The organism is Modestobacter versicolor (genome assembly GCF_014195485.1).
GTDB classification, from domain to species: Bacteria; Actinomycetota; Actinomycetes; order Mycobacteriales; family Geodermatophilaceae; genus Modestobacter; species Modestobacter versicolor.
Genome location: NZ_JACIBU010000001.1, coordinates 874498 through 897194 on the forward strand (window position 1 = coordinate 874498; position 22697 = coordinate 897194).

Here is a 22697-nt window from a genome sequence, read left to right on the forward strand (position 1 = left end):
GTCAGTCCGTAAATCAAACCGTCCTCTCGGAGTGGCCGTTCGTCAAGCGGCACCGTCGTCCCGGGCCGGGAGCAGGCCGGCCGGCTCCAGCTGGCCGACCTGCTCGACCGCGGACCCGGCTGACCCGCGCCGCGGCAGGGCCACCGCCGCGGCGTTGGCCAGCACGACCACCGCGATGCCGACCCACTCGTGCAGGTCGAGCACCTGCCCCAGCAGCACCAGGCCGACCACCGCGGCCAGCACCGGGTGGACGCTCATGAAGACGCCGAAGGACCGGGGCGGCACGTAGCGCAGCGCGGTGAGGTCGGCGGCGTACGGGACGACGGAGGACAGCACGCCGGCGACGACGGAGAACCCGAGCGCCGCCGCGGTCAGCCGGCCCTGCACGGCCAGCAGCACCAGCACCGGGGCGTAGGCCAGCGCGCACAGCCCGGCGGCGACCGCGGGCGCCTGCACCCCGGGCAGCCGCGCGCCGGCGACCCGGTTCAGCACGATGTAGGCCGCCCAGCAGGCGCCGCCGGCCATCCCGACGGCGATGCCCCACCCGTCGCTCGAGGGGCCGGGCAGCACCAGCACGTAGACGCCGGCCGCCACCGCCGCGGCGATCAGCAGGTCGCGCCGCGAGCGGGACGCGGCCAGCGCGACGCCGAGCGGACCGAGGAACTCCAGGGTGACGGCCAGGCCCAGGCCGATGCGGTCGATGGCGGTGTACAGCGCCAGGTTCATGCAGCCGAACACCACGGCGAGCAGCAGCACCGGCCACCACTGCGGCCAGGTCATCCGGCGCAGCGGCGGGCGGGCGACCGGCAGCAGCACCGCCGCCGCGACGACCTGGCGCACCGCGACGACGCCCGGCGGGCCGATCGCCCCGAAGGCGTGCGCCCCCACTGCAGCGCCCACCTGGTTGCTCAGCGCACTGCCCAGCATCGTGGTCACCCCGCGCAGGGGACGGGGTTCGGCGGGCACCTGGTCGAGTATCGGCACGTCAGCGGCGCGAGGGAAATGCCGGCGGCGGCACCGTCGATACGCTTGCCGTATGGATCCCGAGGTGCGCCAGCTGCGCGCGCTGCTGGCGGTGGTCGAGGCGGGCACGTTCACCGGGGCGGCGTCTCTGCTGGGCGTGTCCCAGGCGTCGGTGTCGCGCACCGTCGTCGCGCTCGAGCGCGCGCTCGGGGCGCGGGTGCTGCAGCGGACCACCCGGGCGGTGGCCCTCACCCCGGTCGGGGAGCGCGTCGCGGCGCACGCCCGGCGGGTGCTGGAGGAGGTCGCCGCCATGCGGCGCACCGCCGGCCAGGACCGCGGGGAGCTCCGGATCGGCTTCGCCTGGGCGGCGCTGGGCCGGCACACGGTCGCGGTGCAGCGGGCGTGGTCCCGGGCCCGTCCCGGCACGACGCTCGTCTTCGTCCAGTCGGTCACCCCGACCGCCGGGCTGGCCGAGGGCCTCGCCGACGTCAGCGTGCTGCGCCGCCCGGTCGACGACCGCCGGCTGCGCAGCGCGGTGGTGGGGGAGGAGCGGCGCTACGCCGCCGTGGCCGCCGACGACCCGCTGGCCCGCCGGCGCAGCCTGCGCCTCGCCGACCTGCACGGGCGGACGCTCGCGGTCGACCGGCTGACCGGCTCCACCACCGACGAGCTCTGGGGCTCGCTCCCTACGCCGCCCGCGACCCGGTCCGTGCGCGGCGTCGACGAGTGGCTCACCGTGATCGCCGCCGGGCAGGCGGTCGGCATGACCGCCGGGGCCACGGCGGCGCAGCACCCCCGCCCCGGCGTCGTCTACCGGCCGGTCCGGGACGCCCCGCCGGTGGCGGTGCAGCTGACCTGGTGGGCGGACAGCCCGCCGGAGGGCCTGGCGGCGCTGCGCGCCCTGGTCACCGCCCAGTACGCCGGTGAGCGGTCGCCGTCCGGGGCGATGAGTAAGGGCACCCTTGGTTAGGTGAGCCTCACCTGTGTACGGTGCGCTCGGCGGTGATCATGACCGCCCCGGCGGCCACGGGGCGCCGGCCCGCCCGCCCCCGGAGGACCCGTGCCCGCCCGCTCCCGCACCCTGGCCCGCGTCGCCCTGCTCACGGTGGCCGCCACGCTGGCCGGCTGCGCCGGTGCCGTGGACGACGGGGGAGCGGCCCCCGACGTGCCGGTGGTGCGGCTGGCCGATGCCACGGTGCTCGCCGACCCGAAGAACTACGTCGGCGCCAGCACCGCGGTGCTCGGCGCGGCCGACGGCGCGGAGGTGGCGCCGGCCGAGCCGGAGCTGCCGGTCACCGTCACCGACGTGCAGGGCACCGAGGTCACCGTCACCGACGTCAGCCGGGTGCTCGCGCTGGACCTCTACGGCTCGCTCTCCCAGATCACCCACGACCTCGGCCTCGGCGACCGGCTCGTCGGGCGGGACACCTCCTCGTCCTTCCCGGGCAGCGAGGACCTGCCGCTGGTGACACCCAGCGCGCACCAGATCAACGCCGAGGCGGTGCTGGAGCTGGCGCCGACGCTGCTGGTCACCGACACCACGCTGGGCCCCTGGGACGCCGTGCTGCAGGTGCGGGAGGCCGGGGTGCCGGTCGTCGTCGTCGACGCGCACCGCGACCTGGCCGGGGTGGGCACGCTCACCGAGCAGGTCGCCGCCGCCCTCGGCGTGCCGGAGCGCGGCGCCGAGCTGGCCGCCGCCACCACCGCGGAGGTCTCCGCCAAGGTCGCCGAGATCGCCGCCGTCGCCCCGCAGGACCCGGCCCGCCGGGTGCGGATGGTCTTCCTCTACGTACGCGGCCAGGCCGGCGTCTACTACATGTTCGGCCAGGGCTCGGGCGCGGACTCGCTCATCTCCGCGGTCGGCGGCGTCGACGTGGCGGCCGAGATCGGCTGGACCGGGATGAAGCCGCTCACCGACGAGGGCCTGGTCGCCGCCCAGCCGGACCTGGTCCTGGTGATGACCGAGGGGCTGGCCTCCGTCGGCGGGGTCGACGGGCTGCTGGAGCAGGTGCCCGCGCTGGCGCAGACCCCCGCCGGCCAGCACCGCCGGGTGGTCGACATGGCCGACACCCAGGTGCTCAGCTTCGGCCCGCGCACCGCCGACGTGCTGGACGCGCTGGCCGTCGCCGTCTACGCCCCCGGCAGCCAGCCGGCGCCCGAGGCCGGCACGGCCGGCACCCCGGTCGAGCTGCCCCGGTGACGCTGCTCCGCGACGCCCCCGCGACCCGGCCGGCGGTCGCCGACCCGCGCCGGACCCGCACCCGGCTGACCTTCCTGGCCCTGACGGCGGCCCTCGTCGTCCTCGCCCTCGTCGCGGCCGGCACCGGCCAGCTGCACGTGCCGCCGGCGGAGGTGCTCGGGTCGCTGCTGCACCGGCTGGGCCTGGACGCCGGGCCGGTGCCGACCCACCCCAACGGCGACGCGACGCTGTGGGCGATCCGGTTCCCGCGGGTGGCCATGGCGGTGCTGGTCGGCGCCGCGCTGGCCGCCGCGGGCGCGGTGATGCAGGGCGTCTTCGGCAACCCGCTGGCCGAGCCCGGCGTCGTCGGCGTCTCCTCCGGCGCGGCGCTGGCCGCCAGCAGCACCATCGTCTTCGGGTTCACCTTCCTGGGCGGCTGGACGATGGCCGCGTTCGCCTTCGCCGGCGGGCTGGTCGCCGCGCTGCTGGTCTACGGCCTCTCCCGCGCCGACGGCCGCACCGAGGTGGTCACCCTGGTGCTCACCGGGGTCGCGCTGAACGCGTTCACCGGCGCCGGGCTGGCCTTCCTCACCTTCCTCGGCGACCAGCAGGCCCGGGAGCAGATCGTCTTCTGGCAGCTGGGCAGCCTCAACGGGGTCCGGTGGGAGCACGTCGCCGTCGTCGCCCCGCTGGTCGCCGTCGGCCTGGCCGGCGTGCTCACCCTCAGCCGCCGGCTGGACCTGCTGGCGCTCGGCGACCGGGCGGCCCGGCACGTCGGGGTGGACGTCGAGCGGCTCCGGCTGGTCAGCGTCGTGCTGGTCGCGCTGCTCACCGCCGCCGCGGTCGCGTTCTGCGGGGTGATCGCCTTCGTCGGCCTGGTCGTGCCGCACCTCGTGCGGATGACCTGCGGGCCCGGCCACCGGGTGCTGGTGCCGGCCTCGGCGCTCGGCGGCGCCGTGCTGCTGCTCGCCGCCGACCTGGTCGCCCGCAACGCCGTCCCGTACGCCGACCTGCCGATCGGCATGCTCACCTCGCTGGTGGGCAGCCCGTTCTTCTTCTGGCTGCTCCGCCGGTCACGCCGGTCGGCCGGGAGCTGGGCGTGAGCGCCGCGGTCACCGAGCGGGCCGGCGTCGTGCTGGAGGCGGCCGGGCTGTCGGTCGCGCTCGACGGCACCCCGGTGCTGCACGACGTCACCCTGCCGGTGCGGGCCGGCGAGCTGCTGGTGCTCGCCGGGCCCAACGGCGCCGGCAAGTCCACCCTGCTCGGCGCGCTCGCCGGCGACCTGGCACCGACCGCGGGGTGCGTCCGCCTGGCGGGGGCCGACGTCCGGCGGCTGCGCGCCGACGAGCTCGCCCGCCGGCGGTCGGTGATGCCGCAGGACCACCGGGTCGCCTTCTCCTTCCGGGTGCGCCAGCTGGTAGAGATGGGACGCGCGCCCTGGCGGCGCACCCCCCGGGCCGACGAGGACGACGCCCTCGTCGACGCCGCCCTGGCCGCCGCCGACGTGCCGCACCTGGCCGACCGGCTCTACCCGACGCTCTCCGGCGGCGAGCGGGCCCGCACCGCCTTCGCCCGGACGCTCGCGCAGGACTGCCCGGTGCTGCTGCTCGACGAGCCCACCGCGGCGCTGGACGTGCAGCACCAGGAGCGGCTGCTGGCGCACACCCGGTCGCTGACCCGCGGCGGCGCAGCGGCCGTGGCGGTGCTGCACGACCTCAACCTCGCCGCCGGTCACGCCGACCGGGTCGCGCTGCTCGCCGGCGGGCGGCTGCGGGCCCTCGGCACGCCCGCGGAGGTGCTCACCGCGGACCTGCTCAGCGAGGTCTACGAGCACCCGATCGACGTCCTGCCCCACCCCGTCGGCGGCGGACCGCTGGTCCTGCCGCGCCGGCCGAGCCACCCGGAGGACCCCCGATGACGACCGCCGAACCCACCGGGCTGCTGCGCCGGCTGCTGGCGCTCGCCGTGCTCGCCGCCGCGGTGGCCGCCGCCACCGTGCTGACCGCCGCTCCGGCCGCGGCCGCGCCGCGGGTCACGGTGGCCGACGAGTCCGGCGCCGCCCGGGCCGACACCACCTACGCGACCACGCTCACCGTCTCCGGCACCGGCTTCCAGTCGGTGAGCGGCGGCTTCGGCGGCATCTACGTGCTCTTCGGCTGGGTCTCCGGTGCCGGGTGGCAGCCCAGCGCCGGCGGGACCAGCGGCACCGACTACCGGTTCGTCCCGGACTCCCAGGCGGCGGAGAACGCCGGCTTCCAGCGCTTCGTCGCCTTCCCCGGCAGCTCCACGGTCGCCGAGGCGAACGGCGGCACGATCGCCGCCGACGGCTCGTGGTCGACCCGGCTGATGGTGCCCGGGGCGACGTTCCAGACCGTCGACGGCAGCGGGGCCACCGTTCCCGTCGACTGCCGCACGGTCACCTGCGGGGTGATCACCATCGGCGCCCACGGGGTGGTCAACCCGGCGAACGAGAGCTTCACCCCGGTGGCCTTCGCCGACCTGCAGACCACCGACCCCGGCACCGGCCCGGCGGCGGAGCAGACCACCGAGGCGCCGGCGGCGGGCAGCCCGGCACCGGCTGCACCCCCTGCCGGGGCGCCCCCGGCGGCCACCGCCCCCGCCGTGCTCATCGACCCGGCCACCGCGGTCGCCGGGCGGGTGCTCTCCTTCACCGGCAGCGGCCTGGTCGCCGGCGAGCAGGTGCTGGCCACCCTGGACGACGGCGTCGCGTCGGTCGGTCCGCTGCTGGTCAGCGCCCAGGGCACGGTCGCCGGTCTGCTGGAGCTCCCGGCCGAGCTGCCCGGCGGCAACCACGAGCTGCGGGTCACCGGCACCACCACCGGCGGCGTCCCGGTGCTGACCTTCGCCGTCGAGTCCGACGCCGGGGCGCTGTCGGTGCCGGTCGCCCCGACGGCGAGCTCGCGGCCGTCGACCGCGGCGCTCTTCTTCGTCGCGGCGGCGGCGCTGGTGCTCGTCGTCGTGCTGACGGCAGCGGTCACCCGGCGCCGCACCCGGGCCCGTCTTCGCCGGGCGGCAGTGCCCGCCCCCGCCGGTGCCCCCGGCGGCCCGCCGGCCGGACCGCCTACGCCGCCCAGCCGCCGGGTACGCCGGGCGCTGGCCCGGCGGGAGACCGAGCTCGCCCGGACGGTCGCCCGGTGAGGCGGCCGGCCGCGGCGGTCGCCGCCGGGGTGCTGGGCGCCGCGCTGCTCGCCGGCGGTGCGCCGCCGGCGGCCGCCGCCGAGCAGGCCGTCACCGGCGCGGTGCTCCGCTGGGGCGTCAGCGCCGAGGCCGGGAACGCCGGCGCCTCGCCGGGCACGGTCAACGCCCTCGCCGCCGGCCGGGTCGGCGACGGGGACGGCAACGGCCGGATCGACGAGCCGGAGTGGTCGGCGTCGGCCGGCGCGGTGGCGGTCGAGCAGCAGCGGGCCGACGGCACGTCGGCGCCCGCCACCTTCGCCGGGCTGCGCAGCACCCCCGACGGCACGCCGCTGACCGACCCGGGCGCGGGGCTGACCTCCGGGCTCGTCGCCGTGCTCACCGGCGGCGCCGGCACCGTCGACCCGCTGACCGGCGCCGCCGACGTGCGCTGGGACGGCGACCTCACCGTGGTGCTCGCCGACGGCGCGGGCCTGGTCTGGGTCGCCGACCCGCGGCTCGAGGTCTCCGCCGACGGCAGCGGCCGGCTGCTCGCCCAGGTGCAGGCCGCCGGCCGGGGAGTGACCACGGGCGCGGCCGAGGTCACCCTCGCCGAGCTGGATGCCGTCGACGTCGCCGCCGGCACCCAGCAGCTGACGCCGGCATTCCTCGGCGTCGGGTGGTCCGGGACGCCCCCGCAGGACACCACGGGCAGCAGCTGGGGCGCGTTCCCCGCCTCGTTCCTCGACCTGGTCGGGCAGGCCGGGCTCGCCGTCCCCTGGTACTCCACCGGCGACCCGGACGACGCGGCCAAGCCCCCGCTGCCGGTGCACCTGCAGCTGCCGGCGCCCGAGCCGCCGCCGTCCCCGCTGCCGTCCCCACCGACGTCCCCACCGCCGGATCCCGGTGGTGTCGACGTCACCGACGCCCAGTTCCGCTGGGGCCTCAACCAGGAGGTCGGCAACGCCGCCTTCGCCCCCGGCACCGTCAACCTGCTGTCCGCCGGCCGGGTCCCGAGCACCGGCCCCGACCAGCAGATCGGTGCCGACCGCTGGGCAGCGACCGCGGGCAGCGTGCGGATCGAGAAACGCCAGCCGGACGGGTCCTACGCGCTCGCCACCTTCGCCGGCACCCGCACCACCCCGGCCGGGCAGCCGCTGACCACGCCGTCGGCCGGGCTGTGGAGCGACCACCAGGTGGTGCTGGACGGCGGGACGGGGCAGGTCGACGTCGCCGCGGGGGAGGCGACCGTCCGCTGGGACGGCGACTTCACCGTCGCGCTCTACAGCGGGCTGACCTTCTTCCACGTCTCCGACCCGGTGCTCACCGTCGCCGCCGGCCGCGGCCAGGTGACCGCCACCCTGGGCGGGTACGCCGCCGACCGGGCCGACCCGACCGCCTGGCTGCCGCTGCCGGAGACCCCCGTCGTCCTCGCCGACCTGGGTGGTGTCGTGCTCGGCGCGCAGGGGTTCACCGCCACCCCGGCCTACCTCGGGGTCGGCTACGACCCGCCGCCGGGGAGCAGCACCGCCGTGCAGCTGCGGGAGGGCGCGACCTGGGGCTCGTTCCCGCGCAGCTTCGTCGACTTCCAGGTCGCCGTCGGGCAGGGCTCCTACTGGTACTCCAGCGGCGGACCGACCGACCGGTTCAAGGTCGCCCTGCCGCTCACGGTCAGCTTCGACGCGAGCGACCCGGTGCCCCCGCCGGCTGCCGCACCCGGGGTCGCGGCACCCGCCCCGCCGGTGACCAACCCGGTCGTCCCGCCACCGGCGCGCACGCCGACCGCGAGCACCGGCTCCCCACCACGCACGGCGCCGCGGCCTCCCGCCGCACCGCCGGCATCCCCGCCGCTGACGACGGCCGACGCCCTCCTCGACGCTCCGGGCACCGTGCGCGTCGGGCGCGACGGCACCGACCTCGCCGGCCTGCTCACGCCCGTGCCGGGGCCGCGCGACCTGGGCTGGTGGACGGCCGGGGGCGCCTTGCTGCTGACCGCCCTGCTGACCTGGCTGGTCAGCTCCGGGCGGCTGACGCTCGGCCGCCGTGACCGACCGTGACCGGGGTCCCGGGAATCGATCTTGACACTCACTCGGGTGGGCTATTAGGTGAGGCTTGCCTAACTAACTGGTGGGCACACCCGTACCGAGGAGAACCATGACGCACACCTCCGCACGGCCCCGGCGGGCGACCCGAGTGGTCGCCGCCGCAGGGACCGCTGCGATCGCCTCCGGCCTGCTGCTGGCCGGAGCAGGGTCGGCCGCGGCGGCGGAGACCGCCGACGGCGGCTCGCTGAGCTGGGGGGTGAAGGCCTCCTTCCGCAGCTACATCGCCGGCCCGATCGCCCACGGGTCGATCACCACCGGCGGTGGGGCGACCACCGCCGCCAACGGCACCTACGCCTTCCCGGCCACCGCCGGCACGGTCGACGGCAGCAGCGTCGACGCGGCCTTCGCCGGCAGCGTCCACTTCACCGGCCACGCCGGGCAGCTGGACATGACGCTCACCGACCTGAACGTGGTCATCGACGGCACCACCGGCGTGCTCTACGCCGACGTGGACTCCAAGTCGCTGTCCTCCGGGTCGCTCGTGCACTACGAGGACGTCGACTTCGCCGCGCTGGACCTGAGCGCGGTCACCGCCCAGCCCACCGCCGACGGCTACAGCTGGACGGCGATCCCGACCACGCTGACCGCGAACGGCGTGCCGGCGTTCGCCGACTTCTACGCCGAGGGGACGGCGCTGGACCCGCTGAGCTTCACCCTCGACGTCGCCGAGGCCACCGACCCCGACCCGGGCACCGACCCCGACCCGGGCACCGACCCCGACCCGGGCACGCCGACCCAGGCCGAGCAGGACCTGACCGTGGTCGTGCCCGAGGGCACCGAGGAGCCGGAGCCGGGGACGTTCGGCTGGGAGGTCACCGGTGACGGCTCGGCCGTCAGCCTGGGCACCGCGGCCGACGCCGGTGACCACCTCACCGCGACCGGGCAGCTCGCGCCGGTCGTGGTGACCGACACCCGCAGCACCCGGTCGGCGTGGTCGATCACCGCCCAGGTCAGCGACTTCACCGCCGGCAGCACCACCCTCGCCGGCAAGCACCTGGGCTGGACGCCGCGGGTCGTCACCGCCGGGGGCGGGGCCGTCGCCGGCGCCGCCGTCACGCCCGGCCTGGTGTCCGGCAACGGCCTGGCGCAGACCGCCACCCTGGGCAGCGCCCCGACCGGGCACGACCTGGGCACCGCCACGCTCGGCGCCGACCTGGAGCTGCAGCTGCCGTCCGACACCGAGGCCGGCACCTACGGCGCGACGCTGACGCTGACCGCGCTCAGCTGACCCGACCGCCGGGACCGGCCCCCGGGACGCAGCCGACGCGCCCCGGGGGCCGGCCCCGGCATCCTCCACCACCGCACCCCGAGAGGCCCGGATGACCACCGCACACCCACCCCGACGGGCCACGGCCGCCGCCGCCGTCCTGGCGCTGCTCGTGCTGGCGGTGCTCGGGGGCTGGGCCACCGCCCGGCCCGCCGCAGCCGAGACCGTGCAGTGGTCGGTCGGCCCGCGCACCGGCGACGCGGGCGCCCGGGCCAACTACGGCTTCGTGCTCGACCCGGGGGCGGTGGTGCAGGACGCGCTCGTGGTCACCAACCAGGGGCAGACCCCGCTGACCCTCGGCCTCTACGCCGCCGACGGGTTCACCACCGACACCGGGCAGCTCGACGTGCTGCCCACCGGCGCCGCCTCGACCGACCTGGGCAGCTGGATCGCGCTGCCGGCCAGCAGCGTGCAGCTCGCCCCGGGGGAGCGGGTGGAGGTGCCGTTCACCCTCACCGTGCCCGCCGACGCGGCCGCCGGTGACCACTCCGGGGCCATCGTCACCTCGCTGGTCTCCGGCAGCGGCACCGCCGGCGTGAGCCTGGACCGGCGGCTCGGCGTGCGGGTGCACACGCTGGTCAGCGGCGACCTCACCGCGGGGATGCAGGTCGGCGGGCTGGCCGTGGACTACCGGCCCGCTGCGGTGCCGTTCGCCGCGGGCTCGGCGGTGGTGACCTTCACCCTGACCAACACCGGCAACACCCGGGTCGCCGCCGACCAGGTGGTCCGGGTCAGCGGCCCGTTCGGGCTGGGCACCCGCACGCTGACCGCCACCACCCCCGAGCTCCTCGCCGGGGCGTCGGTGCCGGTCTCGCTGACCGTGCCCGACGTGCCACCGGTCGGCCGGCTGACCGCGGAGGTGGCGCTCGCCCCGGCCGCGGTCGGCGCCAGCGACGTCACGGCCGACCCGGTGCTGACCAGCGCCGCCGGGCCCGCGCTGAGCTGGACCACCCTGGCCCTGCTGGCCGCCGTCGTCCTGGTGCCGCTGCTGGTGGCCCTCCGCCGCCGGCGCCGCCGGCTGCAGCAGGACCTGGACGCGTTCCTGCGCACCACCCCCGACCCGACCGACGACGCCGTGGAGGCCTCCCGATGACCAGCACCGCCGTCCCCACCGGCTTCGCCGCCCGGCTGAGGACCGCCACCCAGGCCGACCACACCGCCGCCGAGGGGTCGGCGTTCGTCGACGACCTGCTCTCCGGCCGGCTGCCGCGCACCGCCTACGCCGCGCTGCTCGCCCAGACGCACCTCGTCTACGACGTGCTCGAGCAGGCCGTCGCCGCGCAGGCCCGGGTGCCCGAGGTGCAGCCCTTCCTGCACCCGGGGCTGGTCCGGCTGCCGTCCCTCGCCGCCGACCTGGAGCACCTGCTCGGCCCGGCCTGGCGGGAGGCCCTGGTGCCGCTGCCGGCCACCCAGCGCTACGTCGACCGGCTGCGCGAGGTGGCCTTCGACTCCCCGGCGCGCCTGGTGGCCCACCACTACCTGCGCTACCTCGGCGACCTCTCCGGCGGGCAGGTCATCCGGCGGCTGGTCGGCCGGGCCTACGGGCTGGAGCTCGACGGTGTCCGGTTTCACGTCTTCGACGCCCTCGGCAAGGCCAAGCCGTTCAAGGACGCCTACCGGGCCGCGCTGGACGCCGCGCCCTGGACGCCGGAGGAGCAGGACCAGCTGATCGCCGAGGTCGCCGTGGGCTACCGGCTCAACGCCGAGCTGTTCCGCGACCTCGGCGCCCGGCACGCCGTCGGCTGACCCCGGTCAGGCGTCGTAGTCGACGGTGACCGCGTCGGAGACCGGCAGGCTCTGGCAGGTGAGCACGTACCCGGCGTCGACCTCGCGCGGGTCGAGGGCGTAGTTGCGGCGCATCTCCACCTCGCCGTCGGTGACCCGGGCCCGGCAGGTGCCGCACACCCCGCCCTTGCAGGCGAACGGCAGGTCGCCGCGGACCCGCTGGGCGGCGTCGAGCACCGGCACGTCGCGGGGGAGCGCCAGGGTGGTCGACCGGCCGTCGAGCACGATCGTCACCGCGGAGCTCGGCCCGTCGACGGTCTCCTCGTCGCCGCGCACCGGCTGCGGCGGGACGTCGTCGACGAAGAACAGCTCCTGGTGCACCCGCTCGGCCGGCACGCCCAGCTCGGTGAGCAGTGCCTGGGCCCCGGTGACCAGGCCGTGCGGCCCGCACAGCCACCAGTGGTCGACCTCCGGGACGTCGACCAGCGCGCCGACCAGGGTGCGCAGCCGGTCGCCGTCCAGCCGGCCGCTGGTCAGCTCGGCGTCCCGCGGCTCCCGGGAGAGCACGTGCACCAGCTGCAGCCGGGTGCCGTACCGGTCCTTGAGGTCGGCCAGCTCGTCGGCGAACATCACCGTGCTGGTGCGGCGGTTGCCGTAGAACACGGTGACCGTCGACTCCCCGTCGCCCAGCACCGACGCGGCCAGGCTCAGCGCCGGGGTGATGCCGGAGCCGGCGACGACGAACACGTGGTCGGCCGGGGCGGACAGGTCGGCGGTGAAGGTGCCCGACGGTGGCAGCACCTCGATCTTGTCGCCCGGGCGCACCTCGTGCACCAGCCAGGCGGAGAAGAACCCGCCGGGCACCTCGCGGACGCCGACCCGCGGCGCGGCACCGACCGGCGCGCAGATCGAGTACGAGCGGCGCTCGTCGCGGTCGCCGTCCACCCGGCGCAGGGTCAGGGCCTGACCGGGGGAGAAGGCGTAGTCCCCGGCCAGCGCGGCCGGGACGTCGAAGGTCACCGCGACCGCGTCGTCGGTGAGCCGCTCCACCTGGGCGACCCGCAGCGGGTGGAACTGCGGCCGGCGGCGGGCGGGGGCGGACATCAGATCTCCTTGACGTGCTCGAAGGGCTCCAGGCAGGCCCGGCACCGGCGCATCGCCTTGCACGCGGTGGCGCTGAACTCGCTGACCTCCTCGGTGTCCGGCGACCCGCACTGCGGGCAGGTCGCCGTCCGCCGGGACCGGCCCAGCTGCAGCGGCACCGGGCCGGGAGTGCGCACCGGTGCCGGCCCGGGCGGGGCGATGCCGCCGGCGGCGAGCTTGCGGCGGCCCTCCGCGGTGATCCAGTCGGTGCTCCAGGCGGGGGAGAGCACGGTGCGGACGTCGACGTCGGCGAACCCGGCCCGGTGCAGCGCGTGCACCAGGTCCGCGCGCATGACGCCCATCGCCGGGCAGCCGGAGTAGGTGGGGGTGATCTCGACGACCACGGTGCCCTGCTCGTCGCGGACGTCCCGCAGCACGCCGAGGTCGGCGAGGGTCAGCATCGGCAGCTCGGGGTCGGTGACCGTCTCCGCCACCACCCGCGCCCCCCGGAGATGGCGATCTCCGGGGTCGTGGGCTGCCCGGAGATGGCCATCTTCGTGGAGGGCGTGCACCGCGGTCACCAGGTGGCCGCGGGGTGCTCGCGGGCCAGGCCCTGGAGGTCGGCCAGCAGTGCGATCAGCTCGGGGCCGTGCTCGCCGGCGCGGCCACGGCTGGGCTGCTCGGCCGGCCACGCCGGCACGGCCAGCGTCGCCCGCTCGAGCACCAGGGTGAGCACGTCGCGGACCTCCTCGCGCAGCTCCGCGGGGTCGACGGCGACACCGGCCGCGGTCAGCCGCCGCTCGACGTCGGTGGCGGTGAACAGGTCGGCCAGCAGCGGCCAGACGGCGTCCACCCCGGCCTGCGTGCGGCGGTGCGACTCCGGCGTCCCGTCACCGAGCCGGAGCACCCAGCGGGCGGCGTGGTCGCGGTGGTAGGTCAGCTCGGGAACGCCCTTCGCGGCGATCGCGGCGAGCACCGGGTCGCGCGACCCGCGCAGCCGGGTGAACAGCGCCAGCCGCCACGCGGACGCGGCGAGCAGCCGGACGACGGTCTGGCCGAAGTCGCCGTTGGGCGCCTCGACCAGGGCGCTGTTGCGGAACTCGTCGGCGTCCCGGAAGTAGGCCAGCGCGTCCTCGTCCGGGATCGACCCGGTGGCCAGCGTGCGGCTGCGGCCGAGCACGCCCACCGAGCCGGCCCGGGCCAGCAGCAGCCGCGCCTGGCCGAGCAGGTCCAGCCCGCAGTTGGCGAGCGCGACCTCCTCCTCCAGCTCGGGGGCGTTGGTCACCCACTGGGTGAGCCGCTGGCAGAGCACCAGGGCGTCGTCACCGAGCATCAGGCAGTAGGCGCCCAGGTCCGCGGGGTCGATGCCCTCGGGCACGGTGGTGTCCACCCCGGCCAGCGGCTCGTCGAACCCGGTGCCGAACGCCCACTGGCCCTCGCCCCCGTGCGCGTGGTCCAGCGCGTCGTACACGGTCTCTTCGTGCATGGTGGCGCCTCCTACATGTGGGGGACGTCGTCGGGGATCGCGTAGAACGTCGGGTGCCGGTAGACCTTGTCGCCGCTGGGGGCGAACATCGGGTCCTTCTCGTCCGGGCTGGACGCCGTGATGTCGGCGGCCCGCACCACCCAGATGCTCACGCCCTCGTTGCGCCGGGTGTAGAGGTCGCGGGCGGAGTGCACCGCCATCTCGTCGTCGGGGGCGTGCAGCGAGCCGACGTGCACGTGGTTGAGCCCGCGCTTGCCGCGCACGAAGACCTCGTAGAGCGGCCAGTCGCGGCGGCTGACCGCCGGCTGGTCGGCGACCGGCACCTGCGGGCCGGTCGGGACGGCGCCGTGCCCGCCCTCGCTGGTCAGGTCGGTCATGCGTGCTTCTCCGCGTAGACCGACGCGGCTTCCGTGACCCAGGCGTTGCCGTCGCGGGCCGCGCGCCGCCGGGCGATCCGCTCGTCGTTGCACGGGCCGTTGCCGGCGAGCACCTGCTTGAACTCCGCCCAGTCGATCGGGCCGAACCGGTACCGCCCGGTCTGCGGGTCCAGCTCCAGGTCCGGGTCGGGCAGCGTGACGCCCAGGACGGCGGCCTGCGGCACGGTCATGTCGACGAAGCGCTGCCGCAGCTCGTCGTTGCTGTGCCGCTTGACCCCCCAGCGCATCGACTGCGCCGAGTTGGGGCTGTCGTCGTCCGGCGGGCCGAACATCATCAGCGAGGGCCACCACCAGCGGTCGACGGCGTCCTGCACCATCGCCCGCTGGGCGTCGGTGCCGCGCATCATCGTCATCAGCAGCTCGTAGCCCTGCCGCTGGTGGAAGGACTCCTCCTTGCAGACCCGGATCATCGCCCGCGCGTAGGGGCCGTAGCTCGACCGGCACAGCGGCACCTGGTTGCAGATTGCGGCGCCGTCGACCAGCCAGCCGATGACCCCGACGTCGGCGTAGGTCAGCGTCGGGTAGTTGAAGATCGAGCTGTACTTCTGCTTGCGCTCGATGAGCTTGTCGGTGAGGTCGGCCCGGTCGGCGCCCAAGGTCTCCGCCGCCGAGTAGAGGTACAGCCCGTGGCCGGCCTCGTCCTGCACCTTGGCCAGCAGGATCGCCTTGCGCCGCAGGCTGGGGGCGGCGAGCAGCCAGTCACCCTCGGGCTGCATGCCGATGATCTCGGAGTGGGCGTGCTGGGCGATCTGCCGGATCAGCCCGTTCCGGTAGGCCTCCGGCATCCAGTCGCGCGGCTCGATCCGGTGGTCGGCGGCGATGGTGGCGTCGAACTGCGCCTGCAGCGCGGCGGTGTCCGACGGGCGGTCCAGAGCGGGGGCGGACATCGCATCTCCTGGCGCAGTGGGCGGTCCGGGATTTACCGACCGGGTGTTCAGTAATAGTGTGACCCGGCACACCGCGGTCCACAAGCGCCGGCGCGCACTGCGCCCGGCGCGCTGCTGAGGGGACGTCGACGATGACGACGACCGAGCCGACGACGACCCAGCCGACGACGACCCAGGGCACCCGGCGGCTGGGCGCGGCGCCCGACCCCGAGCTGCTGGACCCCGCCGAGCGGGTGGGCCTCGACGAGCTCCGCGCCCTGCAGCTGGAGCGGCTGCGGTGGAGCCTGCGGCACGCCTACGACAACGTGCCGCACCACCGGGCCGCCTTCGACGCCGCCGGCGTGCACCCCGACGACTGCCGCGAGCTCGCCGACCTGGCCCGCTTCCCGACCACCAGCAAGGCGGACCTGCGCGAGGGCTACCCGTTCGGCATGTTCGCCGTCCCCCGGGAGCAGGTCCGGCGGGTGCACGCCTCCTCGGGCACCACCGGCCGGCCGACGGTGGTCGGCTACACCGAGCGCGACCTCGCCACCTGGGCCACCGTGATGGCCCGCTCCATCCGGGCCGCGGGCGGGCGCGCCGGCGACCTGCTGCACAACGCCTACGGCTACGGCCTGTTCACCGGCGGGCTCGGCGCGCACTACGGCGCCGAGGCGCTGGGCTGCACCGTCGTCCCGGTGTCCGGCGGCATGACCCCGCGGCAGGTGCAGCTGATCACCGACTTCGGCCCCCGGGTGATCATGGTGACGCCCAGCTACATGCTCACCGTCATCGACGAGTTCGAGAAGCAGGGGCTGGACCCGCGCGCCTCGAGCCTGCAGATCGGCATCTTCGGCGCCGAGCCGTGGACCGAGCAGATGCGCCGGGAGATGGAGCAGCGGCTGGACATCGACGCGGTCGACATCTACGGCCTGTCGGAGGTGATGGGGCCCGGCGTCGCGCAGGAGTGCGTGGAGACCAAGGACGGGCTGCACGTCTGGGAGGACCACTTCTACCCCGAGGTGATCGACCCGGTCACCGAGGAGGTGCTGCCCGAGGGCGAGGTGGGGGAGCTGGTCCTCACCTCGCTGACCAAGGAGGCGATGCCGGTCGTCCGCTACCGCACCCGCGACCTGACCCGGCTGCTGCCGGGCACGGCGCGGCCGGGGATGCGCCGGATGGAGAAGGTGACCGGCCGGACCGACGACATGATCATCCTGCGCGGGGTGAACCTGTTCCCGACCCAGATCGAGGAGGTCGTGCTGCGCACCCCGGGGCTGTCGCCGCACTTCTCCCTGGAGCTCACCACCCGCGGCCGGCTGGACCACCTCACCGTGCACGTCGAGGCCCGCCCGGACTGCCCGGCCGACCGTCGCGGTCCGGCCGCCCGCGAGGTCGAGCAGGCGGTCAAGGACACGATCGGCACCAGCGTCGAGGTGGACGTCGTCGACCCGGAGACGCTGGCCCGGTCGGTGGGCAAGCTGCAGCGCCTCACCGACCGCCGGGAGCGCGGGTGACCGCCGTCCCGGCGCGGCGGGGGAGGCCGGGGCACTCGCTGGACTCGCTGCTGGACGTCGCTGTGGCGGTGTTCAACGAGCGCGGCTACGAGGCGACCAGCATGGACGAGCTGGCCGCCCGGCTCGGCGTCACCAAGTCCGCGATCTACCACCACGTGCCCAGCAAGGTCGAGCTGCTGCGGTTGGCCCTGGACCGCGCGCTGGACGCGCTCTTCGCCGTCCTCGACGAACCCGGCGCCACGTCCGGGCCGGCCATCGACCGGCTGGAGCACGTCGTCCGCGGCTCGGTGCGGGTGCTGACCACCCACCTGCCCGTCGTCACCCTGCTGCTGCGGGTGCGGGGCAACTCCGAGGTCGAGACCCAGGCGCTGCGCCGCCGGCGGGAGTTCGACCGGGTCGTCACCGACCTGGTCCGCGCCGCGGAGGAGGAGGGCGACGTGCGGCCCGACGTCGACCCGGCGGTCACCAGCCGGCTGCTGTTCGGCACCGTCAACTCGCTCACCGAGTGGTACCGGCCCGGGCGCGGGCTGGACGCCGACGCGCTGGCCGACGCGCTCGTCACCACCACCTTCAGCGGTCTGCGCACGGCCGCCCGCCCGGCCGCCGGCCCGGTCGCCGCGGAGCGGGGCCGCTGACCGACGTGTCGGCTTGCGGCTCGCCCGGCAGGAGCGGGACCGTTCCGGGACCGTCGCGGACCCACGGGGACCGGAACCACCGCGACCGCCCTGGGGGTGAGTCGGGATGTGGGAGCTGGCAGGGATCGCGGTGGCCTTCCTGGCCGTCTCGGTCGGCGTGGCCGCGCTGGCCCGCCGGACGACGGCCCGCTGGGAGCGGGAACGCGAACGGCGCGCCGAGCGGGCCCGCCGGCGGGCGGTGACCGACCCACCGGTCGGTGCCCGCGGCCGGCGCGAGGGGCACCGGCCCGGCGCGGCACTGCCGCGGCTGGCCCGGCACCTCGCCCAGCGGACGTCGTCCCGGCCGCCGGGCCGCTCCGGTGCGCAGCGCCCCGGCGGCGGGGTAGACCCCCCGGACTGAGCGGTCAGCGGTCCCGGGCCGCGGCCAGCAACCGCTCGACCTGCGGGGAGCGGCGGACGACGACCGGCCGCCCGGCGGACGCGGCCGCGTCCAGGTGGTCCAGCAGCAGGTCGAGCGCCGGTCCCGACAGGTGGGTGACCGAGCCGGTGTCGATGGCCTCGACCCGCGCCGGCTCGCGGCCGTAGCGGCGGAGGAAGGCGTCGACGGCGGCTCCGTCGACCTCGCCGGCCAGGCAGAGCACCCGCCCACCGGCGGTGTTGAACAGCCGGACGACGCCCCGCACGCCGGGGCCCGCGCTGGGCAGCGTCACCGGTCCAGTCTCGCCCCCCGGTCCGGCTCCGGCGAGCCCGGGCACCGCTCCTGGGGCCGGCAGCGCGACCCCCGCGACGCTCGTCACTCGACGAAATCCGCTGCGGATGATTGTCACGACTGCATAACGCCGTTACCTTTGCTGCGTCGGTTCGGTCATCACGTCCCCGTCCGGGGAGCCCGAGCAGACGCCGCCGAGTCGCCCTCCGGGGCGAGCCGGGGACCCACCGCACAACTGGGGTGAATCCAGCTCCCGGGCACCTGCCCGGAGCCGGTAGGGCTGCTTCCCGCCCGAACCCGTCAGCTAACTCGGTAGGCGGCGACCGGAAGAAGTGGAGAGCCGCCGGATGGCGTGCCCCTGTACCGCGCTGCCCAGCACGACCCTCCGCACCGGGGTGCGCCCCCGCACCTGACGCCGCTGCCCGCCGGTGACCCGCTCCCGGCGCCCGGCATGCCGGCCCCACCCCGCTGCACGGACCACCACCGCAGCCCGCCGCCCTCCGGGGCGCCGGCGCCGCGCCCGCACACCCTCGGAGCACCTCTCCCCATGGCACCCCGCACCACCACCTCCGGCCGCGCTGCCGCCCGCCGCGACCGGGCCTCCTCCGGCCATCGCCGCCCGCCCGCCGGCGTCCGCCGTCCGAGCCTCCTGCTCGGCGCCGCCGCGGCCGGGGCCGTGCTGGTCAACGTCCTCGTCGGCGCCGAGCCCGCCGCCCACGCCGAGGCCGGGGCGTCCGAGCAGCTCAGCGTGGCCGAGCAGCTCGGCCTGACCTCGCAGACCTCGACCGCCACCGACGCCCCGGACCTGGCACCGCTCGAGGAGCTGGCCGCCAGCCGCAGCAGCCGCGAGGCGGCGCAGACCGCCGCGCAGGCGTCGCAGGCTGCCGCCGACCAGGCGGTGCTCGACCAGCAGCGGGCCGCCGCGGAGGCCGAGGCCGCCCGGGTCGCCGCCGAGGCGGCCGCCGCCGCGCAGGCCGCCGCAGCAGCCGAGGCCGCGGAGGCAGCCGAGGCCGCGGAGGCCTCGGCAGCGCAGGCCGCCCCGACCGCCGCGGAGCGGGCCGAGAAGCCCGCGGCGACCAGCGGCGCCGCCCTGGCGACCGCGGTCGCGAAGATCACCAACAGCTCGGGCAGCGTCAAGCCCGTCGTGCAGGCTGCCGCCAACGCGGTCGTCTCCAACGTCCCGGGCGCGGCCGGCATCACCCTCGGCGGCACCCGGCCCAGCGCCACCGACCCCGGCGGCCACCCGTCCGGCCTCGCGCTGGACTACATGGTGATGACCAACAGCGCCCTGGGTGACGCGATCACGCAGTACCACATCGACCACTGGGACGAGCTGGGCGTGGAGTACATCATCTGGGAGCAGCGGATGCTCAGCTCGCCGGGTGGCTCGTGGAAGGCGATGGAGGACCGCGGGGGCACGACCGCGAACCACTACGACCACGTGCACGTGAACTACCAGGGCTGACCCGGCCGGGTCCGGCTGGACCCCTGCCGGGTCAGGCGGGGGCCAGCACCGCCCAGACGTGCTTGCGCCCGCCGTCGCTGCACCAGCCGTAGGCCGTCGTCAGGTCGGCGACCATCCGCAGCCCGAGCCCGCCGCGGGCGGGGTCCCGGTCGGGGTCCGGGTGCGGCGGGACGGTGGCCGCGGCGTCGGACACCACCAGCAGCCAGGACGACGCCGTGCGGCGGACCAGCCCGGCCACGGGAGCCCGGCCGTGCCGCAGCGCGTTGGACAGCAGCTCGTCCATCAGCAGGACCAGCCGCTCGTGCAGCTCCTCCTCCTGCTCGGCGGCCGCGTCCGACGTGTCGGCGACCAGCGAGCGGCGCAGCTCGCGCCGGATCAGCGGCAGCTCGGAGAGCAGCTGGGGCCGCCAGGACCAGCGGTCCTGGCCGGCGGGCGGGGCCTCGTGCGGCCAGCGCCCTGAGTTCTGCGTCGTCGACATGGTGCGGTGCCTCGCAGAGAGCCCGGCCAGCGGGTGCCACGGCAACTCTGCGGCCGCTGCTCGACCAGGTGACCGCGCCCGGGAGAACCGGAACGGGTCATCCCCTTTGTAGCCCTCCCGGCCCGGGAGTGCCACCGCGAGCCCGGAGCTCAGGTGCCGCAGAAGGTCCGGTAGGCGCCGAAGTCGGCCGGCGCCGGCTCGGCGTAGCGCTCCCGGCCGGGCCGCTCGACGAAGGGGTCGGCCAGCACGGCGAGCAGCCGGTGCAGCGGGTCCAGGTCGCCGTCGGTCCCGGCCGACAGCGCCTCCTCGACCAGGTGGTTCCGGGCGATGTAGACCGGGTTGACCCGGTCCATCGCCTCGGCGTCCGGTGCCAGCGCACGCCAGCGGGCCAGCCAGCCGTCGAAGCCGGCGAGGTCGAGGAAGAGCAGCCGCGCGGGCTCGGCGTCCCCGCGGGCGGCGCCGGCCAGCCGGCGGAAGAACGAGGTGCCGTCGACGTGGTCGGCCTGCAGGAGCCCGAGCAGCTCGTCGACCAGCGGGGACGCGACCGCCTCGTCCAGGTCGGCGGGCAGGCCGAGCTTGGCGCGCATGCCGGCCGACCAGGCGGCGTCGTAGCGCTCCCGGAAGCCGCCGAGCGACTCGACCGCGCGGGCGATCGCCTGCTCCTGGTCCTCGTCGACGAGCGGCAGCAGCGCCTCGGCCAGCCGGGCCAGGTTCCACTCGGCGACCACCGGCTGGTTGCCGTAGGCATAGCGGCCGCCGGTGTCGATCGAGCTGTACACGGTGGCCGGGTCGAAGGCGTCCAGGAAGGCGCACGGCCCGTAGTCGATCGTCTCGCCGGAGATCGTGCTGTTGTCGGTGTTCATCACCCCGTGCACGAAGCCCACCAGCATCCACCGGGCGACCAGCGACGCCTGCGCCGCGACCACCGCCTCGAACAGGGCGAGGGCGGGCCGCTCGGCGTCCGCGGCGGCGGGGTGGTGCCGGGCGATCGCGACGTCGGTGAGCCGGCGCAGCAGGTCCAGGTCGCCGGTGGCCCGCGCGTACTGGAAGCTGCCGACCCGCAGGTGGCTGCTCGCCACCCGGGCGAGCACGGCGCCGGGCAGCACGGTCTCGCGGCGCACCGGCCGCCCGGTGGCCACCACGGCGAGCGAGCGGGTGGTGGGGATGCCCAGGCCGTGCATCGCCTCGCTCACGACGTACTCGCGCAGCATCGGCCCGACGGCGGCCAGGCCGTCGCCGCCGCGGGCGAACGGGGTGCGCCCCGAGCCCTTGAGGTGCAGGTCGCGCAGCCGGCCGTCGGCACCGGTCAGCTCGCCGAGCAGCAGCGCCCGGCCGTCGCCCAGCCGCGGGTTGAACCCGCCGAACTGGTGCCCGGCGTAGGCCTGCGCCACCGGCGTCGCGCCGCCGGGGACGGCGGTGCCCACCAGCAGCCGCACGCCCTCGTCGCTGCGCAGCGCGGCCGGGTCCAGGCCGAGCTCGGCGGCCAGCGGCTCGTTGAGCACCAGCAGGCGCGGGTCGGGGGCCTCGGCGGCCTGCCAGGGGACGGCCATCTCCGGCAGCTCGCGGGCGAAGCGGCTCTGCAGGACGACGGTCGGTGCCGGTGCGACGCTCACCCCGACCAGGCTACGTCGGCAGCTCCGCCGGGGCAGGCCGGTGCGCCGGGGCGGGGCCGAGCAGCGGGGGCAGGTGCTCCGCGGCCCAGGACCGCAGCGTGGTCGGCGTCGTCGTCAGCAGGGTCCGCGGGTCCTCGGGCGTGAAGCCCTCCCGCAGGCCGGCCGACATCAGCACGAAGCCCTCGACCTGGCGCTCGGACATGCCCACCGCCCGCAGGCCGGCCCGCAGCTCGTCGTCGCCGATCTGCCGGGCCTGCACCGGCCACCCGGTCACCTCGCCGACCACCGCGGCCACCTGCGCGAAGCTGAGGTCGGCAGGCCCGTGGACGGCGAGCACCCGGCGGCCGGACCAGCCGGGGGAGAGCAGGTTGGCCACCGCGACGTCACCGACGTCCCGCGGGTCGACCCAGGGCAGCGGCCGGTCGGTCGGCATCGTCGTGCTGAGCACGCCGGCGCGCAGCTGGTCGAGGTCGTAGGCCAGGTTGGTCATGAAGTACCCGCAGCGCAGGTGCAGCACGTCGGCGCCGGTGCCCTCCAGCAGCTCCTCGGTGCGGGCCAGCCCGTCGATCTGCCCGACGCCGACGCGCTTCTCGGCGCCCACGCTGCTCTGGAACACCACCCGGGGGACGCCGTTCGCCCGCACCTCCGCGGCGGCCGCGGCGCCCATCCGGGCGGAGCCGGCGACCGGGTCGTCGGCGTCGGTGGGCGGATCGACCCAGTACAGGGCGTCGGCGCCGGCGGTGGCCCGCTGCACGGCGGCCGGGTCGCCCTGGTCACCGGTGACCAGGTCGACGCGCTGCCGGGTGTCCGGGTCCAGCCGGGCGGGGTCGCGCAGCAGCAGGGTGGGGCGCAGCCCCGCCTGCAGCAGCAACCTGACCACCCGTGAGCCCACGTGCCCGGTGGGGGTGGTGACGACGACCTTCACGGCGGACCTCCCTGCGGTGCAGCTGACCGGTTCCCCGGCATGGCAGCACAGGGGTCCGACAGTCCTCCCGGACGCGAGCAGGGCCCGCCTCCCGGGGGAGACGGGCCCT

23 protein-coding genes and 1 riboswitch are annotated in these 22697 nt (G+C 76.4%); of the genes, 13 read left to right on the forward strand and 10 right to left on the reverse strand.

Going from position 1 to position 22697, the window contains the following annotated elements; all coding sequences use genetic code 11:
* Positions 1-42: 42 nt before the first annotated feature.
* Positions 43-966, reverse strand: coding sequence for an EamA family transporter (locus FHX36_RS22620; RefSeq protein WP_221202762.1), 924 nt, complete (start codon positions 964-966; stop codon positions 43-45).
* A 70-nt stretch (positions 967-1036) separates the two neighbouring features.
* On the opposite strand from FHX36_RS22620, the gene FHX36_RS04235 reads away from it, so the two are divergent.
* The 9 genes from FHX36_RS04235 to FHX36_RS04275 all read left to right on the forward strand — a co-directional run bounded on the left by FHX36_RS04235 (position 1037) and on the right by FHX36_RS04275 (position 11395).
* A complete protein-coding gene (locus FHX36_RS04235; protein ID WP_110554134.1) occupies positions 1037-1933 on the forward strand; it encodes a LysR family transcriptional regulator in 897 nt (298 codons plus the stop codon).
* 90 nt (positions 1934-2023) lie between these two features.
* The gene (locus FHX36_RS04240) at positions 2024-3163 is read left to right on the forward strand and encodes a heme/hemin ABC transporter substrate-binding protein (protein WP_110554133.1); all 1140 of its coding nucleotides are present in this window, start codon (positions 2024-2026) and stop codon (positions 3161-3163) included.
* Positions 3160-4245, forward strand: coding sequence for an iron chelate uptake ABC transporter family permease subunit (locus tag FHX36_RS04245; protein WP_221202763.1), 1086 nt, complete (start codon positions 3160-3162; stop codon positions 4243-4245). Before FHX36_RS04240 ends, FHX36_RS04245 begins: the two co-directional genes overlap by 4 nt.
* A complete protein-coding gene (locus FHX36_RS04250) occupies positions 4242-5060 on the forward strand; it encodes a heme ABC transporter ATP-binding protein (RefSeq protein WP_221202765.1) in 819 nt (272 codons plus the stop codon). Before FHX36_RS04245 ends, FHX36_RS04250 begins: the two co-directional genes overlap by 4 nt.
* Positions 5057-6301 carry a hypothetical protein gene (locus FHX36_RS04255; protein WP_183513520.1) on the forward strand — a complete coding sequence of 415 codons (1245 nt, stop codon included), beginning with the start codon at positions 5057-5059 and terminating at the stop codon, positions 6299-6301. Before FHX36_RS04250 ends, FHX36_RS04255 begins: the two co-directional genes overlap by 4 nt.
* Positions 6298-8334: a hypothetical protein gene (locus tag FHX36_RS04260; RefSeq protein WP_183513521.1), complete on the forward strand. Its 2037-nt coding sequence runs from the start codon at positions 6298-6300 to the stop codon at positions 8332-8334. Before FHX36_RS04255 ends, FHX36_RS04260 begins: the two co-directional genes overlap by 4 nt.
* A gap of 97 nt (positions 8335-8431) precedes the next feature.
* A complete protein-coding gene (locus tag FHX36_RS04265) occupies positions 8432-9610 on the forward strand; it encodes an HtaA domain-containing protein (protein WP_110551863.1) in 1179 nt (392 codons plus the stop codon).
* Positions 9611-9701: 91 nt separating this feature from the next.
* Positions 9702-10742: a WxL protein peptidoglycan domain-containing protein gene (locus tag FHX36_RS04270; protein WP_110551862.1), complete on the forward strand. Its 1041-nt coding sequence runs from the start codon at positions 9702-9704 to the stop codon at positions 10740-10742.
* Complete coding sequence (locus tag FHX36_RS04275) at positions 10739-11395, forward strand: biliverdin-producing heme oxygenase (protein WP_110551861.1); 657 nt, start codon at positions 10739-10741, stop codon at positions 11393-11395. Before FHX36_RS04270 ends, FHX36_RS04275 begins: the two co-directional genes overlap by 4 nt.
* Positions 11396-11401: 6 nt before the next feature.
* On the opposite strand, the gene paaE is transcribed toward FHX36_RS04275, so the two are convergent.
* From paaE to paaA, 5 genes are all read right to left on the reverse strand, one after another.
* Positions 11402-12478, reverse strand: coding sequence for a 1,2-phenylacetyl-CoA epoxidase subunit PaaE (gene paaE / locus FHX36_RS04280; protein WP_110551860.1), 1077 nt, complete (start codon positions 12476-12478; stop codon positions 11402-11404).
* Positions 12478-12954, reverse strand: a complete 477-nt coding sequence (gene paaD, locus FHX36_RS04285; protein WP_110551859.1) for a 1,2-phenylacetyl-CoA epoxidase subunit PaaD — start codon at positions 12952-12954, stop codon at positions 12478-12480. The genes paaE and paaD overlap by 1 nt, the downstream gene beginning before the upstream one ends.
* 80 nt (positions 12955-13034) lie before the next feature.
* A complete protein-coding gene (paaC, locus tag FHX36_RS04290) occupies positions 13035-13943 on the reverse strand; it encodes a 1,2-phenylacetyl-CoA epoxidase subunit PaaC (RefSeq protein ID WP_110551858.1) in 909 nt (302 codons plus the stop codon).
* Positions 13944-13954: 11 nt separating this feature from the next.
* The gene (paaB, locus tag FHX36_RS04295; protein ID WP_110551857.1) at positions 13955-14320 is read right to left on the reverse strand and encodes a 1,2-phenylacetyl-CoA epoxidase subunit PaaB; all 366 of its coding nucleotides are present in this window, start codon (positions 14318-14320) and stop codon (positions 13955-13957) included.
* Positions 14317-15267: a 1,2-phenylacetyl-CoA epoxidase subunit PaaA gene (gene paaA / locus FHX36_RS04300; protein WP_110551856.1), complete on the reverse strand. Its 951-nt coding sequence runs from the start codon at positions 15265-15267 to the stop codon at positions 14317-14319. Before paaA ends, paaB begins: the two co-directional genes overlap by 4 nt.
* Positions 15268-15398: 131 nt before the next feature.
* Between paaA and paaK the strand changes: the two genes are divergently transcribed.
* The 3 genes from paaK (at position 15399) to FHX36_RS04315 (ending at position 17798) form a co-directional block, all read left to right on the forward strand.
* Positions 15399-16763, forward strand: a complete 1365-nt coding sequence (gene paaK / locus FHX36_RS04305) for a phenylacetate--CoA ligase PaaK (protein ID WP_110551855.1) — start codon at positions 15399-15401, stop codon at positions 16761-16763.
* Positions 16760-17398: a TetR/AcrR family transcriptional regulator gene (locus FHX36_RS04310; protein ID WP_110551854.1), complete on the forward strand. Its 639-nt coding sequence runs from the start codon at positions 16760-16762 to the stop codon at positions 17396-17398. The genes paaK and FHX36_RS04310 overlap by 4 nt, the downstream gene beginning before the upstream one ends.
* 106 nt (positions 17399-17504) lie before the next feature.
* Positions 17505-17798 (forward strand): hypothetical protein, encoded by a 294-nt coding sequence (locus FHX36_RS04315; RefSeq protein ID WP_183513522.1) that lies wholly within the window; start codon positions 17505-17507, stop codon positions 17796-17798.
* A 4-nt stretch (positions 17799-17802) separates the two neighbouring features.
* Here the strand turns inward: FHX36_RS04315 and FHX36_RS04320 are convergent, their stop codons facing one another.
* A complete protein-coding gene (locus tag FHX36_RS04320) occupies positions 17803-18108 on the reverse strand; it encodes a hypothetical protein (RefSeq protein ID WP_110551852.1) in 306 nt (101 codons plus the stop codon).
* 181 nt (positions 18109-18289) lie between these two features.
* Positions 18290-18441: riboswitch (cyclic di-AMP (ydaO/yuaA leader) on the forward strand.
* Between the two features lie 213 nt (positions 18442-18654).
* Between FHX36_RS04320 and FHX36_RS04325 the strand changes: the two genes are divergently transcribed.
* A complete protein-coding gene (locus FHX36_RS04325; protein ID WP_183513524.1) occupies positions 18655-19572 on the forward strand; it encodes a VldE C-terminal domain-containing protein in 918 nt (305 codons plus the stop codon).
* Positions 19573-19603: 31 nt separating this feature from the next.
* On the opposite strand, the gene FHX36_RS04330 is transcribed toward FHX36_RS04325, so the two are convergent.
* The 3 genes from FHX36_RS04330 to FHX36_RS04340 form a co-directional block, all read right to left on the reverse strand.
* Positions 19604-20050, reverse strand: coding sequence for an ATP-binding protein (locus tag FHX36_RS04330; protein WP_110551850.1), 447 nt, complete (start codon positions 20048-20050; stop codon positions 19604-19606).
* A 149-nt stretch (positions 20051-20199) separates the two neighbouring features.
* Positions 20200-21663, reverse strand: coding sequence for a protein adenylyltransferase SelO (locus FHX36_RS04335; protein ID WP_110551849.1), 1464 nt, complete (start codon positions 21661-21663; stop codon positions 20200-20202).
* Between the two features lie 10 nt (positions 21664-21673).
* Complete coding sequence (locus FHX36_RS04340) at positions 21674-22588, reverse strand: NAD(P)H-binding protein (RefSeq protein WP_110551848.1); 915 nt, start codon at positions 22586-22588, stop codon at positions 21674-21676.
* Between the last annotated feature and the right edge of the window lie 109 nt (positions 22589-22697).

Coding starts and splice junctions, on each gene's coding strand:
- FHX36_RS04235 (WP_110554134.1), top strand. CDS start 1,037: ATGGATCCCGAGGTGCGCCAGCTGCGCGCGCTGCTGGCGGTGGTCGAG.
- FHX36_RS04255 (WP_183513520.1), top strand. CDS start 5,057: ATGACGACCGCCGAACCCACCGGGCTGCTGCGCCGGCTGCTGGCGCTC.
- FHX36_RS04265 (WP_110551863.1), top strand. CDS start 8,432: ATGACGCACACCTCCGCACGGCCCCGGCGGGCGACCCGAGTGGTCGCC.
- FHX36_RS04270 (WP_110551862.1), top strand. CDS start 9,702: ATGACCACCGCACACCCACCCCGACGGGCCACGGCCGCCGCCGCCGTC.
- FHX36_RS04275 (WP_110551861.1), top strand. CDS start 10,739: ATGACCAGCACCGCCGTCCCCACCGGCTTCGCCGCCCGGCTGAGGACC.
- paaE (WP_110551860.1), bottom strand. CDS start 12,478: ATGTCCGCCCCCGCCCGCCGCCGGCCGCAGTTCCACCCGCTGCGGGTC.
- paaC (WP_110551858.1), bottom strand. CDS start 13,943: ATGCACGAAGAGACCGTGTACGACGCGCTGGACCACGCGCACGGGGGC.
- paaB (WP_110551857.1), bottom strand. CDS start 14,320: ATGACCGACCTGACCAGCGAGGGCGGGCACGGCGCCGTCCCGACCGGC.
- paaA (WP_110551856.1), bottom strand. CDS start 15,267: ATGTCCGCCCCCGCTCTGGACCGCCCGTCGGACACCGCCGCGCTGCAG.
- paaK (WP_110551855.1), top strand. CDS start 15,399: ATGACGACGACCGAGCCGACGACGACCCAGCCGACGACGACCCAGGGC.
- FHX36_RS04315 (WP_183513522.1), top strand. CDS start 17,505: ATGTGGGAGCTGGCAGGGATCGCGGTGGCCTTCCTGGCCGTCTCGGTC.
- FHX36_RS04325 (WP_183513524.1), top strand. CDS start 18,655: ATGGCACCCCGCACCACCACCTCCGGCCGCGCTGCCGCCCGCCGCGAC.
- FHX36_RS04330 (WP_110551850.1), bottom strand. CDS start 20,050: ATGTCGACGACGCAGAACTCAGGGCGCTGGCCGCACGAGGCCCCGCCC.